The 13,231-nt window shown below is 72.6% G+C and carries 16 protein-coding genes; 10 read left to right on the top strand and 6 right to left on the bottom strand.

Features of this window, described 5'->3' with window-relative positions; translation table 11 throughout:
• From CQZ88_RS01660 to CQZ88_RS01615, 10 genes are all read left to right on the top strand, one after another.
• On the top strand, positions 1-239 hold a 239-nt coding region (locus CQZ88_RS01660), incomplete at its 5' end, for an alpha/beta fold hydrolase (RefSeq protein WP_180986920.1).
• Positions 239-976: an SDR family oxidoreductase gene (locus tag CQZ88_RS01655; protein ID WP_102799150.1), complete on the top strand. Its 738-nt coding sequence runs from the start codon at positions 239-241 to the stop codon at positions 974-976. The genes CQZ88_RS01660 and CQZ88_RS01655, both read left to right, overlap by 1 nt.
• Before the next feature lie 40 nt (positions 977-1,016).
• Positions 1,017-1,802, top strand: coding sequence for an SDR family oxidoreductase (locus CQZ88_RS01650; protein ID WP_029546496.1), 786 nt, complete (start codon positions 1,017-1,019; stop codon positions 1,800-1,802).
• 31 nt (positions 1,803-1,833) lie between these two features.
• A complete protein-coding gene (locus tag CQZ88_RS01645) occupies positions 1,834-3,519 on the top strand; it encodes a thiamine pyrophosphate-binding protein (RefSeq protein WP_029546495.1) in 1,686 nt (561 codons plus the stop codon).
• Positions 3,516-3,986 (top strand): alpha/beta fold hydrolase, encoded by a 471-nt coding sequence (locus tag CQZ88_RS01640; protein ID WP_051359219.1) that lies wholly within the window; start codon positions 3,516-3,518, stop codon positions 3,984-3,986. Before CQZ88_RS01645 ends, CQZ88_RS01640 begins: the two co-directional genes overlap by 4 nt.
• Positions 3,983-4,225, top strand: a complete 243-nt coding sequence (locus CQZ88_RS01635; protein ID WP_029546493.1) for a recombinase-like helix-turn-helix domain-containing protein — start codon at positions 3,983-3,985, stop codon at positions 4,223-4,225. The genes CQZ88_RS01640 and CQZ88_RS01635 overlap by 4 nt, the downstream gene beginning before the upstream one ends.
• A gap of 1 nt (position 4,226) precedes the next feature.
• Positions 4,227-5,324 (top strand): Rieske 2Fe-2S domain-containing protein, encoded by a 1,098-nt coding sequence (locus tag CQZ88_RS01630; RefSeq protein WP_029546492.1) that lies wholly within the window; start codon positions 4,227-4,229, stop codon positions 5,322-5,324.
• An 11-nt stretch (positions 5,325-5,335) separates the two neighbouring features.
• Positions 5,336-5,653: a hypothetical protein gene (locus CQZ88_RS01625; protein ID WP_180986921.1), complete on the top strand. Its 318-nt coding sequence runs from the start codon at positions 5,336-5,338 to the stop codon at positions 5,651-5,653.
• Positions 5,650-6,054: a RidA family protein gene (locus CQZ88_RS01620; protein WP_029546490.1), complete on the top strand. Its 405-nt coding sequence runs from the start codon at positions 5,650-5,652 to the stop codon at positions 6,052-6,054. The genes CQZ88_RS01625 and CQZ88_RS01620 overlap by 4 nt, the downstream gene beginning before the upstream one ends.
• 52 nt (positions 6,055-6,106) lie before the next feature.
• On the top strand, positions 6,107-7,375 hold the full coding sequence (locus CQZ88_RS01615; protein ID WP_102799149.1) for an MFS transporter: 1,269 nt from the start codon (positions 6,107-6,109) through the stop codon (positions 7,373-7,375).
• Positions 7,376-7,429: 54 nt separating this feature from the next.
• On the opposite strand, the gene CQZ88_RS01610 is transcribed toward CQZ88_RS01615, so the two are convergent.
• From CQZ88_RS01610 to pcaH, 6 genes are all read right to left on the bottom strand, one after another.
• Positions 7,430-8,638, bottom strand: coding sequence for an acetyl-CoA C-acetyltransferase (locus CQZ88_RS01610; RefSeq protein WP_102799148.1), 1,209 nt, complete (start codon positions 8,636-8,638; stop codon positions 7,430-7,432).
• A gap of 26 nt (positions 8,639-8,664) precedes the next feature.
• Entirely contained in the window at positions 8,665-9,471 is an 807-nt protein-coding gene (locus tag CQZ88_RS01605) for an IclR family transcriptional regulator (RefSeq protein WP_050036044.1), read from the bottom strand.
• Complete coding sequence (gene pcaD / locus CQZ88_RS01600; protein ID WP_102799147.1) at positions 9,468-10,637, bottom strand: 3-oxoadipate enol-lactonase; 1,170 nt, start codon at positions 10,635-10,637, stop codon at positions 9,468-9,470. The genes CQZ88_RS01605 and pcaD overlap by 4 nt, the downstream gene beginning before the upstream one ends.
• Positions 10,634-11,986, bottom strand: coding sequence for a lyase family protein (locus CQZ88_RS01595; protein WP_102799146.1), 1,353 nt, complete (start codon positions 11,984-11,986; stop codon positions 10,634-10,636). Before CQZ88_RS01595 ends, pcaD begins: the two co-directional genes overlap by 4 nt.
• A 13-nt stretch (positions 11,987-11,999) precedes the next feature.
• Complete coding sequence (pcaG, locus tag CQZ88_RS01590; protein ID WP_050036041.1) at positions 12,000-12,593, bottom strand: protocatechuate 3,4-dioxygenase subunit alpha; 594 nt, start codon at positions 12,591-12,593, stop codon at positions 12,000-12,002.
• A partial coding sequence (gene pcaH, locus CQZ88_RS01585; RefSeq protein ID WP_258008411.1) for a protocatechuate 3,4-dioxygenase subunit beta occupies positions 12,586-13,231 on the bottom strand: 646 nt, incomplete at its 5' end. The genes pcaH and pcaG, both read right to left, overlap by 8 nt.

Genomic DNA, 13,231 nt, shown 5'->3' with positions numbered 1-13,231 from the left:
CCGCGGAAGCCATGGCGACCACCGACCACGGGCCCATCCTGCCCACCCTGACCGTCCCCACCCTGGTCCTCGTCGGCGAACACGACGTCGTCACCGGCGTCGCCGAATCGCAGCTCCTGGCGGACGCGATCCCCGGGGCGCGGCTCGTCGTCGTCGCCGATGCGGGTCACGCGGCGATCCAGGAGCAGCCCCGCACGGTCGCCTGCGAACTCGTCCGATTCTGGGAAGGAGCCGCGTGATGAGCGGAACCGTCGTGGTGACCGGGGCCGGCCGCGGCCTCGGCTACTGCATCGCCGAGCGGTTGTGTGCCGACGGACGCCGGGTGGTGATCGCCGAGCGCAACGCGGACACCGCCGACGGCGCCGCCCGTGCCCTGCGCGAACGCGGCGGCGACGCGATCGCGGTGGTCACGGACATCGCGGATGCCGGCTCCGTGCGCGCTCTCGCGTCGCGACTGGCGGACGAGGGGCCGCTGACGGGCCTGGTCAACAACGCGGCCATCGCCGACGGCGTCGGCGGGGACGCGTTCTGGGAACTGTCCGAGAGCGAATTCGACCGCATCACCTCGGTCAACGTGCGCGGCACCTGGATGGTGACCAAGCACCTGTGGCCGCTGCTCGCCGCCAACCGGGGCGCGATCGTGAACATGGCGTCCGACGTGGCCTTCTACGGATCGCCCCGGCTGATCCACTACGTCGCCTCCAAGGGCGCCGTCGTCGCGATGACCCGTTCGATGGCCCGGGACGCCGGCCCGCACGGGGTGCGGGTCAACGCCGTGGCCCCCGGGCTCGTCCGGGTCGAGGCCACCGAATCCGTTCCCGCCGCCCGCTATGCCACCTACGCGCAGGGCCGCGCCCTCCCGCGTGACCAGACCCCCGAGGACGTCGCCGGGGTCGTCCGGTTCCTCCTGTCGGAGGACGCCGCCTTCGTCACCGGCCAGACCGTCGTCGTCGACGGCGGATTCGTCCTGAACTGACCTGCTCGCCCGGCGAGCACCCGAACCCCACGGAGATCCCATGGACCTGCACCTCACCGGACGCACGGTGATCGTCACCGGCGCGAGTTCCGGTGTCGGCCTCGCCACCGCCCGGATGCTCGCCGCCGAAGGCGCCCGAGTGGCACTGTGCGCGCGGGACCTCGACCGCCTGCGCGCCGCCGCCGGCACGTTGGCGGCCGACCCGGCCGATGTCCTCACCGTCGCGTGCGACGTCACCGACCGGAACTCCGTGCAGGCCTTCGCCGATGCGGTCGTCGACCGGTTCGGGGGGATCGACGGGGTGGTGTGCAACGCCGGGCGCTCGCTGATGTCGACGCTCACCGACACCACCGACGAGCAGATCCGGGACGAGTTCGAACTCAAGATCTTCGGCGCGCTGCATCTGATCCGCGCGGCACGGCCGGCGCTCGCGAAGTCCGATGCGGCCTCCGTGGTGATCGTCAACGCGATCCTCGCGCGGCAACCCGAGTTGCGGCTCGCCGTCACCTCGGCGGCCCGTGCCGGACTGCTCAACCTGGCGCAGTCCCTGTCCGGGGAACTCGCACCCGACGGCATCCGCGTCAACTCCGTGCTGCTCGGCCTCGTCGACACCGGTCAGTGGCAGCGCCGCCACGCCGAATCCGGCGACGGCCGCGCCTTCGACGAGTGGAGCGCCGAGATCGCCGCCGACCGCGGGATCGGACTGGGCCGCTTCGGAATCGCGGACGAGGTCGCCTTCCCCGTCACCACCCTGCTCTCACCCCGCAACAGCTACGTGACCGGCGCGACCGTCGACGTCGGCGGCGGTGTCGGGCGCTACGTCTGACCCGCCAGTGGTCATCTGCATCGGAGGAAACATGGACACCCCCTCATCCGCGCCGGGTCGGCGCGCCACCGGCGGCGACGTCCTCGTGTCGGTCATGCGCCGGCACGGCATCGACACCGCGTTCGGCGTCGTCAGCATCCACAACCTTCCCCTCGTCGAGGCCGTCGCCCGCGACCTGAACTTCGTCGAGGTGCGGCACGAGGCCGCCGCGGTCAACGCCGCGGACGGGTACGCCCGCGCCTCGGGCCGCATCGGCGTGGCGCTGACGAGCACCGGCACCGGCGCCGGCAACGCCGCCGGATCGATGATCGAGGCCCTCACCGCCGGCAGCCGCGTCCTGCACGTGACCGGCCAGATCGAAAGCGAATACCTCACGCCCGAACCGGCCGCGTCGAGCCGCGGCGTGATCCACGAATTTCCCCGGCAACGGCAGATGCTCGACGCCGTCTCCCGGTACGCGGCGACGATCACCGACGCCAAGGACGCCGAGGCGGAACTCGAGGCCGCGATCGCCCGCATCCTGTCGGCACCGCAGGGACCCGCCAGCGTCGAATGGCCCACCGACCTGCAGTATCTGGCGTCGCCGGACGAACAGCGAGCGGCGGAGGCCCGGATCGCACAGCCACCGGCCCCCAATGCTGCTGCGCTGGACCGCGCCGCCGCGGTGCTCGCCTCCGCCGAGCGGCCCCTGCTGTGGCTCGGTGGGGGCGCCGCCGGCGCCGGCGACGAACTGCGCGCCCTCGCCCACCGGCTCGGGGCGGGGATTCTCACCAGCAACTCCGGACGGGGCATCGTGTCCGAGGACGACGACCTCGTCGTCGGGAACTTCGCGGCGTCCCCCGAGGTCGCCGGGCTCCTCGCCGACGCCGACGTCCTGCTCGCCGTCGGAACCCACTTCCGGTCCAACGAGACCAAGAGCTACCACCTCGCGCTGCCTGCGACGCAGGTGCAGATCGACATCGATCCCGCCGCGATCGGCCGGGTGTATCCGGCCACGGTCGGAATCGTCGCCGACGCCCGCACGGCACTGCGCGGCATCCTCGACGCGCTCGACGGCACCGTCCGGCGCGACGAGTGGGCGGCCCGGGTTCAGGCGGCGCGGAAGCGCAGCCGGGCCGCGCTCACCGCATACATCGGCGGCTACGCCGAGATCTGCGAGGGCATGCGCCGCGTGCTGCCCCGCCGGTCGGTGGTCGCCCGCGACGTGACGATCCCGTCCAGCCAGTGGGGCAACCGCCTGCTGCCGTTCTACGAGCGCGAGACCAACATCTTCCCGCTCGGCGGCGGCATCGGGCAGGGCCTCGCCATGGGGCTCGGCGCGGCCCATGCCCGCCGGGACGTTCCGACGGTCGTGATGGCCGGGGACGGGGGTCTGGCCGTGCACCTCGGCGAGCTCGCCTCGCTCGCCGGGTCCGACGCCTGGTGCGTCGTGCTGGTGTTCAACGACGGCGGCTACGGCGTTCTCCGGAACATGCAGGAGGCCAACGGTTTTAGTCGGTCCGGGGTGGACCTGCACACGCCGCGGTTCGATCTGCTCGCCGCCTCGATGGGCATGCCGTACACCCTCGTGCAGCGGTCCGGCGTCTTCGAGTCCGCGTTGGGGGAGGCGATCGCGACGCGCCGGCCCGCGCTGGTCGAGGTCGACGTGACCGCCCTCGACCCGCAGCCCGGACCGTTCGTGCCACCGGTGCACGTGCCGACGGGAGGTGCCCGATGACCCCGCTGATTCGCGCCGAGGCGGCCTGGTGGACCGACGGGCAGGCCGCCGCCGCGCTGCGCGACGGCCGCGCGGTGCACCTGTACGCCGCGGGCGCCGACGCCGAACCCGCCCTGCGCGCGGCCGATCGTCACGGCGCCCTGCTGCGCAGCCTGATCCTGGCCGATCCCGTGTGCGACGTCGACGCCGTCGCCGGCCTCCTGGGCCGGATCACCGTCCCCACGCTGGTGGTGGCCTCCGCTCTCGGCGACGACACCGATCTGTCCGTACCGCAGCGGCTCGCGGGTGAGATCGACAACGGAGTCTTCGTCGTCGTCGACGGATGTCCGGCGCCCGTCCACCTCACCCGGCCCGAGTCCTTCACGGAATGGGCGAGCGCCTTCGCCGCCATCGCCGAGGGACTCGCCGCCCGCTACCGGTCCGGGCTCGCCGCCCCCACCCCCCACATCGAAGGAGTTCTCGCGTGAACCGCACTGCGACGGCACGATTCACAGAACCGTACCTGGAACCACGACAGACCCATCCCGATCCGCTGACCCCCTACGAGGACAAGCTCGCCGGGTCGCTTATGGAGATCTTCGGGACCGGCACCCACGACCTGCCCGGTGTCGTCGAGGGACTCAACGGCCTGGGCCTGCACGGCCCCGACGGCCGGCCCTGGACCGAGGACACCTTCCGCGCCGAAATGCGACGACTGGGGAGATGACATGACCACCTTCGAGACTGCACAGACCACCACCAGCGGCGCCCCGCGCCCGGCCGGACCGCGGTTCGCCGTCGGCACCCGCCGGCCGATGGACGCCGACGAGATCGCGGCGACCGGCCTGCGCGACCGCTGGTACCCGATCCTTCCGTCGCGCATGGTCGAACCGGGCGCGATGGTCAAGGTCACCCGCCTCGGCGTGGACTGGCTGCTGTTCCGCGACGCCCGGGGCGCGGTCCACATGCTCGAGGACCGGTGCCCGCACCGCAGCGCCCCGCTGTCGGTGGGGCAGCACCTCGGTGACCGCGTCGCCTGCCTGTACCACGGCGTGCAGGTCGACGGAACCGGCACCGTCGTCTCCGTGCCCGGCATGCCCGGGTGCGCGCTCGAGGGCAAACGCGCGACCGCCTCGCTGTCGGTGGTCGAGGCCGCCGACACGATCTTCGCGTTCGTGCCCCTGACCCACGACTCCGTGCCGACGCCGTTCGTCCTGCCGGACCGGCTCGCGGACGAGGAGGTGTCGTGGTTCCCCAACTATGCGGAGTGGGCCGGGCCGTGGCGCTTCTACATGGACAACGTGCTCGACCCGATGCACGGGGCCTTCCTGCACCGCAACTCGCACTCGATGTTCGGCGGCGACACCTCGGCGCGGTTCCGGATCCGCGAGACCGACCGCGGGTTCTTCTTCGAGAAGACCGACCAGCGCGGCGTGAACTTCGACTGGGTCGAGTTCGTGCGCGGATCCATGGACTACGTGGACCTCGAGATCCCCTACGCCCCCAATGCCGGTCCCGGCGGCGTGTTCGGCATCGTCGGCATGTGCACCCCGATCGACCGGGACCACTCCGCCATCTTCCACTGGCGCACCAGGCGGGTGTCGGGCTGGGAACGGGAGGCGTGGCGCTTCCTGTACCGGACCCGGCTCGAGGAACGGCACTGGGAGGTGCTCGAACAGGACCGCGCCGTCCTGGAGGCGCTGGCCGCGGATGCCGACGTCGAGGAACACCTCTACCAGCACGACCTCGGTGTCTCCCGGATCCGCCGGATCTACCGGGCCGACGCGAAGCAGCAGGCGGCGGTGCTCGCGGGAGTGCCGGCGTGAGCGGCGGGACCATGATGCTCACCGTGGTCCTGCGGCACGATCAGAGCCGGAACCTCGAACAGTTGCAGGGCCGGCTCGACGACGCGGACTGGTGGCACGGGTTCCCGCCCGAGGGGTGCGAGGTCGTCTCGTGGGTGGTCGCGATGGGGATCGGGCAGATCGTGACCCTGCGGCTGCCCGCCGATCGGCTGGCCGCCGTCAACGTCGAACTCGAGCGCCGCGCGTGGGGCGTGTTCCGCACCGAGTGCTACCCGACCTACGACTTCGTGCCGGTGCGGGAGCGGCTGACCTGCGAATCCGACGAACGTCGCGGCGCGGTGCTCCGATGACCCGGGTGGGACACCCGGCCGTCCCGGAGCCGCCGCGGCCGGACATGTTCAGCAACGCCCGCGTCGTCGGCCGGCACTTCTTCGTCTCCGGCATGCACGCCGGCACCCCCGACGGTCCCGTCGGCGGTGCCGACGTCTACCGCCAGGCGCGGGAGGCGTTCCGACGCACCCGCGCGCTGGTGGAAGCCTGCGGCGCGCAGGTCGACGACATCCTCGCGCTGCGCATCTACGTCACGGACATCGGAGCCAAGGCCGCCGTCGGGCGGGCCCGCGCCGAGATGTTCCGCGGCGATTTCCCGTGCTCGACCCTGGTCGCGGTGTCGGCCCTGGTCGAGGACGGCCTCAGCGTCGAGGTCGAAGCACAGGGAATCATCTCGGCGGCCGCGACGGCGGACGCGTAACCTTCTGATTCGACGCCCCTGGCAGGGCATCGACCGACCCGAGGACGCCACCATGCGCGGACCCAACACCACATCGTCCACTTCCCGAACCGACGAGGCAGCGCCGAACTGGCCCGTCCTCGTCCTGACCTTCGTCGCCGTCGTCCTCGACGGTTACGACACGATCGCCCTGGGCCTGTCGGTCCCGGCGCTCGCGAAGGACTGGGACGTCGCCTCGTCCCACTTCACCCCCGCACTGTCCCTGACCAGCGTCGGCGTGGCACTCGGTTACCTCGCCTGCGGCCGGATCGTCGCACGGTTCGGCGCCCGGCGCGTCGTGCTGGCCGCGGTGGTGGTGTTCACCGTCGGCTCGCTGCTGACCGCGTTCGCGTCGACGATCACCGAACTCACCGCCCTGCGCGTGCTGACCGGCCTCGGCCTCGGTGCGGTCCTGCCGGCGGCCGTCTCCCACGCGACGGCCCTCAATCCCGCCCGGCTGCGGCAGTCGATCGCCGTGTTCGTCACCATGGGCATCTCCCTCGGTGCGCTGATCGCCGGGGTGCTGGGCACGCGCCTGATCGGCGCGTTCGGCTGGGAATCGGTGTTCCTCGTCGGCGCCGCGGCCTCGGCCGTCCTGTTGCCGCTGCTGTGGATCGGCCTCCCCGACGGACGCGCCGCCGCCGGCGAGCCCGCGCCGGCGGTGCGCGAGGCGTCCGTCGCGCGCCTGTTCGACCCGGGGCTGCGGAGCCGCACGCTGCTGCTGTGGGGCTTCTCGTTCCTGATGTTCACCGTGTACTACGTCTTCTCGTCGTGGTTGCCGACGCTGCTGACGAGCTACGGGTTCTCGGCGGGGCTGGCACCGTTGGGCTCGGCCGCGCTCGGGGTCGGCAGCATCGTCGGTGCGGCGGTCCTCATGATCGGTGCGCTGCGGTTCCGGATGTCGTCGGTGCTCCTGGTCACCACGTCGCTGGCGATCGTCTTCCTCGTCGTGTCCGCGTTCCTCGGTCCCGACAAGGTGCTCTTGCTGATCGTGTTCGGCGGCGTGGGTCTCGGCATCCAGGCCGGCATGATCGGTCAGACCGCGCTGTCGGTGTCGATGTACCCGCAGGGGACTGCGACGACCGCGGTCGGCTGGTCCGCGTCCATGGGACGGCTCGGCTCGGTCGTCGGCCCGGTGGTGGGCGGCGCGCTCATCGGCCTCGGCGTCCCGACCGGCACCATCGTGCTGGTGGCGTGCGTTCCGGTCCTGGCCGCCCTGGTCCTCATCGCGGTGCTCGGCTGGATCACCGCTCCGAAGACCCTCTCGAAGTCGGCACCGGCGGCCGTGCCCGCAGGCCGCTGACGCGGCCGGTGTGTCCTTCGGGCTGCTGGAACAGCCCGAAGGACACACGGGCGTTTACGCCCTCTCGAACACCGCGGCCAGGCCCTGGCCGCCGCCGATGCACATCGTCTCGAGGCCGTAGCGGCCCTCGCGGCGGTCGAGCTCGCGCAGCAGGGTGGCGAGGATGCGGCCGCCGGTCGCGCCGACGGGGTGGCCGAGCGAGATGCCCGACCCGTGGGGGTTCAGGCGCGCATCGTCGGGCTCGAGGCCCCAGCTGCGGGTCACGGCGAGGGTCTGCGCGGCGAACGCCTCGTTGAGCTCGATCACGTCCATGTCCGCCAGGCTCAGGCCGAGGCGGCCGAGGGCCTTCTCCGTGGCCGGGACCGGGCCGATGCCCATGGTGCGCGGCGGCACCCCGGCCACCGCCCAGCTCGCCAGCCGGGCCAGCGGGCGCAGGCCCAGCTGCTCGGCCTTCTCGGCGGTGGTGACGATCGCCAGCGCGGCACCGTCGTTCTGACCGCTGGCGTTGCCGGCGGTGACGGTCGACTCCGGGTCGATCCTGCCGCGGATCGGGCGCAGCTTGGCGAGGGATTCGACGCTGGTGTCGGCGCGCGGATGCTCGTCGGTGTCGACGACGAGCGGATCACCCTTGCGCTGGGGCACGGCCACTGGGACGATCTCCTGCGCGAACACGCCGTCCTTCTGCGCGGCCACGGCGCGCTGGTGCGACTGGACCGCCAGGGCGTCCTGGTCGGCGCGGCTGATGGCGAACTCGGCGCGCAGGTTCTCGGCCGTTTCGATCATGCCGCCCGGCACGGGGAAGTCGCGGCCGCCGGCGGTGACCCGGGCGCGGGCCAGACGATCGGACAGGGCCACGGCCTCACCCTTGACACCCCAGCGCATGCCGGTGGCGTAGAACTCGGCCTGGCTCATGGACTCGGCACCACCCGCGAGGATCAGGTCGCTGCCGCCGGACTGGACCTGCATGACGGCCTGCAGGACGGCCTGCAGCCCCGAGCCGCAGCGCCGGTCGACCTGCTGGCCCGGAACCTCCACGCCGAGACCGGCGTTGAGGGCGGCGACGCGGCCGAGGGCGGGAGCTTCCCCGTTGGGCGAGGCCTGGCCGAGGATCACGTCGTCGACGTCGGAGCCGGAGATACCGGTGCGGGCGACGAGCTCGCGAATCACGGTGGCGGCGAGGTCTTCCGGTGCGACGTCCTTCAGGACGCCACCGAAGCGGCCGACGGGGGTACGGAGGGGTTCGCAGATCACTACGTCGCGCATGGCAGTTTCCTTGTCGATATTCGGGGTCAGTGCTTCTGGGTCCGGGCGAGATCGGCCGAGATCGCCGCTGCCGTCTCGATCACGGCGGGCACGAGTTCGCTCCGCACGGCGTCGAGGCTGTAGCGGGCGGCCTGGGTGGAGATGTTCACGGCGGCGACGACGCCGCCGGAGGCGTCGCGGATGGGCGCGGCCAGCGAGCGGAGCCCTTCCTCGAGTTCCTGGTCGACGATGCAGTAGCCGTCGCGCCGGATCCGGTCGAGCTCGGCGCGCAACCCGTCGGCCGTGATCAGGGTGCGGGAGGTGAGCGGCTCGAGCGTCGCGGTGGCGAGGTAGGCGTCGAGTTCGGCGGGGGAGAGCCCGGCGAGCAGGACGCGCCCCATCGAGGTGGCGTGCGCGGGAAAGCGGGTGCCGATGGTGATGGAGACGGTCATGATGCGGCTGACCGGAACCCGCGCGACGTAGACGACGTCGCCACCGTCGAGCACCGACACCGACGTCGACTCGTGGACGTTCTTCGCCAGCGCCTCGAGGTGCGGGCGTGCCACCTCCGGCAGCGTCAGGCTCGACAGATAGCTGTAGCCGAGCTCGAGCACGCGCGGGGTCAGCCAGAACTGGGAGCCGTCCGTACGTACGTATCCGAGCTCGACCAGCGTGAGCAGGAACCGTCGCGCGGTGGCCCGGGTCAGGTCGGTGGCCCTGGCCACCTCGCTGAGGGTGCGCCGGGGGTGCTCGGCGTCGAACGCCTTGATGACGGACAGTCCGCGCGCGAGCGACTGCACGTAGTCCGGCGACGCTGCGGTCGCCGCGATCGGGTCGCCGTCGGTGATCGTCATGGTGTGGTGCTCCCCTCGCCGTCTGCGAGCGCCTGCCTGCCGAGCGCGAACGCCCGGTTGCTGTTCGGCACTCCCGCGTAGATCGCGGTGTGCAGGAATACTTCCACGAGCTCGTCGGGGTCGAGACCGGCGCGCAGGGCCGCCCGGATGTGCATGTCGAGTTCGTGCTCGTTGCCGACGGCGGTGAGGATCGCCAGTGTCAGCAGCCGGCGGGTGTGATGGTCCAGTCCGGGCCGGGACCAGACGTCGCCCCACGCGGTGCGGGTGATGAAGTCCTGGAACGGCTCGGTGAACGCGGTGGCCGCCGACATCGCCCGGTCGACGTGCGCGTCGCCGAGCACCGAGCGCCGGACCCGCATGCCCTGTTCGAAGGCAGCGGTGCGCTGCGCCCCGGCCGGGATGGCGCGGGCGATGTGCTCGCGGATCAGGGCGGTGATCCGGCCCGCCTGTTCGACGTTGGCCAGGTGCGCGCCCGGGTCGACGACGTGGAAGGCGGCGCCGGCGATGCCGTCGGCGATCTGCTCCATGACGGCCGGCGGGGTGGCCGGATCCTGCTCGCCGGCGACGACGAGGGTCGGCGCGACGATGCGGGCGAGGTCGGGGCGCCCGTCCCACGTGGCCAGCGCCTCACAGCACGCGGCGTAGCCCTCGTCGCTGGTGCCCGCCACCATCTCGACGTGCCGTGCGACCAGGACGGGGTCGCGTTCGGCGAGGCCCGGGGTGAACCAGCGGCCGACGATGGACTCGGCGATGGACGCCAGCCCGCCGGCGCGGACCGTGGCGGCGCGGTCGAGCCACGGCTGGGCCGGGGCGAAGGCGGCGGACGTGCACAGCAGGGTCAGGGTGCGGACGCGTTCGGGGTGGTGCGCGGCGAGCCACTGGCCGACGGCGCCGCCGAGCGACAGGCCCACGAAGTGCACCGAGCCGAGGCCGAGCGAGTCGAGCAGCGCGACGACGTCACCGCCGAGATCGGCCATCGTGTAGGGACCGGCGACGACGGGGGACTTGCCGTGCCCGCGGTGGTCGACGGCGACGACGTTGGCGATCGGGGACAGCGCGGTGATCTGCGGCGCCCACATCGACAGGTCGGAGCCGAGCGACCCGAGCAGCACCACCGGGGGAGCGGTGGGGTCGCCGTGCTGTTCGTAGTTGAGCGTGACGGTCATGCCTGTCCTCCAAGGGGCCGGTCGGCGGTGGTGTCGTGGTGGGCCAGGGCACGGTCGACGAGGTCGCCGGCGTGGCCGAGGTAGCGGGTGGGGTCGAGCAGGGCGCGGACCCGGTCGGCGCCGAGGTGCTCGACGATGCCGGGATCGCGGTCGAGCGGAGTGCCGGTGCGGGCCGCCGCGGTGACGATCTCGCGCGCCGAGCCGGTGTGCTCGGACAGCGCCGCGGCGACCTTCTCCGCGAGGATCGCCCCGCCGGTGAGTTCGAGGTTGCGGGTCAACGCGTCGGCGTGGACGTGCAGCCCGGTCAGGCTGACCGAAAGCTGATGGGCCGCACCGCCGGTCAACCGGAGCAGGTCGGTGAGCGTCTCCCACTCGGCATGCCAGGCGCCCGCGGCGCGGGCGAACTCGTGGTCCGTCGACGCGAGGGCGGTCGCGACGAGGCCGGGCACGCGCCGCGCGGCCGCCCGGGCGGTGATCGCCGCGACCGGATTGCGCTTGTGCGGCATCGCCGACGATCCGCCCGGCGCGTCCTCGCTGACCTCGCCGAGTTCGGTTGCGGCCATGAGGACGACGTCGGTGGCGGGCTTGGCGACCGCGCCCGCGGCGACCCCCAGGGCGACCGCGAGCCCGGTCACGGGGGTACGCGCGGTGTGCCACGGCACGAGGGGCCTGGCCAGCCCGAGCAGGTCCGCCAGGGTGTCCGCGAACGCGAGGCCGTCCGGGTGCACTGCGGCGAGAGTGCCTGCTGCGCCGCCGTATTGGGCGGGCAGCGAGACGAGGGCGCGGTCGAGCGAGGCGGTGGCGTCGTCGAGCGCGACGAGCCACGTCGCGGCGAGGGCCCCGAACGTGGTGGGCAGCGCCTGCTGCCCGAGGGTGCGCGCGACCATCGGGGTGTCACGGTGCCGGCGGGCCAGGCGTGCCGTCGCCTCGGCGGCGCCGCGCAGCTCGGCGACGACGAGCCGGCCGGCCTTGTGCGCCAGCAACATCAGCGCGGTGTCGAGTACGTCCTGGCTCGTGGCCCCGACGTGCACCGCGGCGGCAGGGGCCTGCGAGCGCTCCCGCAGGATCTTCACCAGGGGGATCACCGGATTGCCCCCGGCCGCGGAGAGCCGGCCCAGTTCGGCCGGGTCCAGTTCGCGGGTGAGTTCCCCGGCCGCCGCGGCGACGGCCGTGACGTCGGCGGCGGTGGCGCGACCGTGCTTCTCGGCGGCGCGCGTGATCGCCACCTCGACGTCGAGCAGGGCGGCGATCCACGCCCGGTCGGACAGCAGCGGTGCGAGGTCGCCGGCCCCGAACACAGGGTCGAAGAGGGCACCGCGGGTATTGTCGGACTGCGCCGGCACGGTCAAGGCACGCTCCCGTCTAGATCGCGAAGAACGGCGTCTCCACACCGTTCGGATCGAGGTCCTGAACGTACACGGTCCAGGCGTAGCCGTCGTCGGACTTGTCGGCGATCAGCTTGTGCCGCTGCGACTCCGGCAGTGCGGTGAGCACCGGGTCGGAGGCGTGCGCGGCGAGGTCCTCCGGGAAGTACATGCGGGTGCAGAGGCGGTCGAGCATGCCGCGCGCGAAGATCCCGACGTTCAGGTGCGGCGCCTCGTCGGCCTCGGTGTCGGACTCGTGGGCGCCGGGCTTGACCGTGTGGATCGCGGCGGTGCCGGTGCCGTCGGCGGCGCTGCGGGCGAAGCCACGGAAGCCCTCGGCGCCGAACCGGCCCTCGGCGTCGGCCTGCCAGGTCTCGACCATGGCGTCGGCGATCGGCTCGCGGTTCCCGTCGATCACGGTGATGCGCACGGTGATCCGGCCGGGGGTGTCGGCAGGGACGACGTCCGCGCCGTCGTCCCACTCGAGGCCGATCTTCCAGTACGGACCGACGGTCTGCGACGGTGTGGGACCGAAGGCGGCGGTGCTCTGGTCGCCCGGGGTGACGGGGTAACGAGGAGCGAACTCACTCATCGTCGTCCTCCTCGTTCTCGAAGGGGGTGGCCTCGCGTCCGCGCAGGACGATGTCGAAGCGGAAGCCGAGGGCCCAGTTGTCGACGGTGGCGTCGTAGTCGAAGACGCTGACCATCCGGTGCCGCGCCTCGGCGGGCACCGCGTTGTAGATGGGGTCCTGGAAGAACATCGGGTCGTCGGGGAAGTACATCTGGGTGACGAGCCGCTGCGTGAACGCCGTGCCGAACAACGAGAAGTGGATGTGGGCGGGACGCCAGGCGTTGTGGTGGTTGCGCCACGGGTAGGCCCCGGGCTTGACGGTGGTGAACCGGTATCGGCCCGCCGCGTCGGTGACGCAGCGGCCGACGCCGTTGAAGAACGGGTCCAGCGGGGCGGGCCAGTTGTCGTCGACGTGCCGGTAGCGGCCGGCGGCGTTGGCCTGCCACACCTCGAGCAGCGCGTGGGGCACGGGCTTGCCGTCGCCGTCGAGGACGCGGCCGTGCACGATGATGCGCTGGCCGGCGGCCTCGCCGCCGTTGGCGATGCTCAGGTCGGCGTCCCCCTCCTGCACGCGGTCCTCGCCGAAGACCGGCCCGGTGAGCTCGCCGAGCCGCTGTGGGACGAGCGTGAGCGGCTGCGCCGGGCGGCGCAGCGCGGTG

The sequence above is a fragment of the Rhodococcus sp. ENV425 genome (assembly GCF_002887785.1).
Lineage (GTDB): Bacteria > Actinomycetota > Actinomycetes > Mycobacteriales > Mycobacteriaceae > Rhodococcus > Rhodococcus aetherivorans.
This window is presented reverse-complemented; position numbering and strand designations above follow the sequence as displayed.

What these genes read in the sequence shown, in the direction of transcription:
- CQZ88_RS01655 (WP_102799150.1), top strand. Translation starts at nt 239, where the DNA reads ATGAGCGGAACCGTCGTGGTGACCGGGGCCGGCCGCGGCCTCGGCTAC.
- CQZ88_RS01650 (WP_029546496.1), top strand. Translation starts at nt 1,017, where the DNA reads ATGGACCTGCACCTCACCGGACGCACGGTGATCGTCACCGGCGCGAGT.
- CQZ88_RS01645 (WP_029546495.1), top strand. Translation starts at nt 1,834, where the DNA reads ATGGACACCCCCTCATCCGCGCCGGGTCGGCGCGCCACCGGCGGCGAC.
- CQZ88_RS01640 (WP_051359219.1), top strand. Translation starts at nt 3,516, where the DNA reads ATGACCCCGCTGATTCGCGCCGAGGCGGCCTGGTGGACCGACGGGCAG.
- CQZ88_RS01630 (WP_029546492.1), top strand. Translation starts at nt 4,227, where the DNA reads ATGACCACCTTCGAGACTGCACAGACCACCACCAGCGGCGCCCCGCGC.
- CQZ88_RS01625 (WP_180986921.1), top strand. Translation starts at nt 5,336, where the DNA reads ATGATGCTCACCGTGGTCCTGCGGCACGATCAGAGCCGGAACCTCGAA.
- CQZ88_RS01620 (WP_029546490.1), top strand. Translation starts at nt 5,650, where the DNA reads ATGACCCGGGTGGGACACCCGGCCGTCCCGGAGCCGCCGCGGCCGGAC.
- CQZ88_RS01615 (WP_102799149.1), top strand. Translation starts at nt 6,107, where the DNA reads ATGCGCGGACCCAACACCACATCGTCCACTTCCCGAACCGACGAGGCA.
- CQZ88_RS01610 (WP_102799148.1), bottom strand. Translation starts at nt 8,638, where the DNA reads ATGCGCGACGTAGTGATCTGCGAACCCCTCCGTACCCCCGTCGGCCGC.
- CQZ88_RS01605 (WP_050036044.1), bottom strand. Translation starts at nt 9,471, where the DNA reads ATGACGATCACCGACGGCGACCCGATCGCGGCGACCGCAGCGTCGCCG.
- pcaD (WP_102799147.1), bottom strand. Translation starts at nt 10,637, where the DNA reads ATGACCGTCACGCTCAACTACGAACAGCACGGCGACCCCACCGCTCCC.
- pcaG (WP_050036041.1), bottom strand. Translation starts at nt 12,593, where the DNA reads ATGAGTGAGTTCGCTCCTCGTTACCCCGTCACCCCGGGCGACCAGAGC.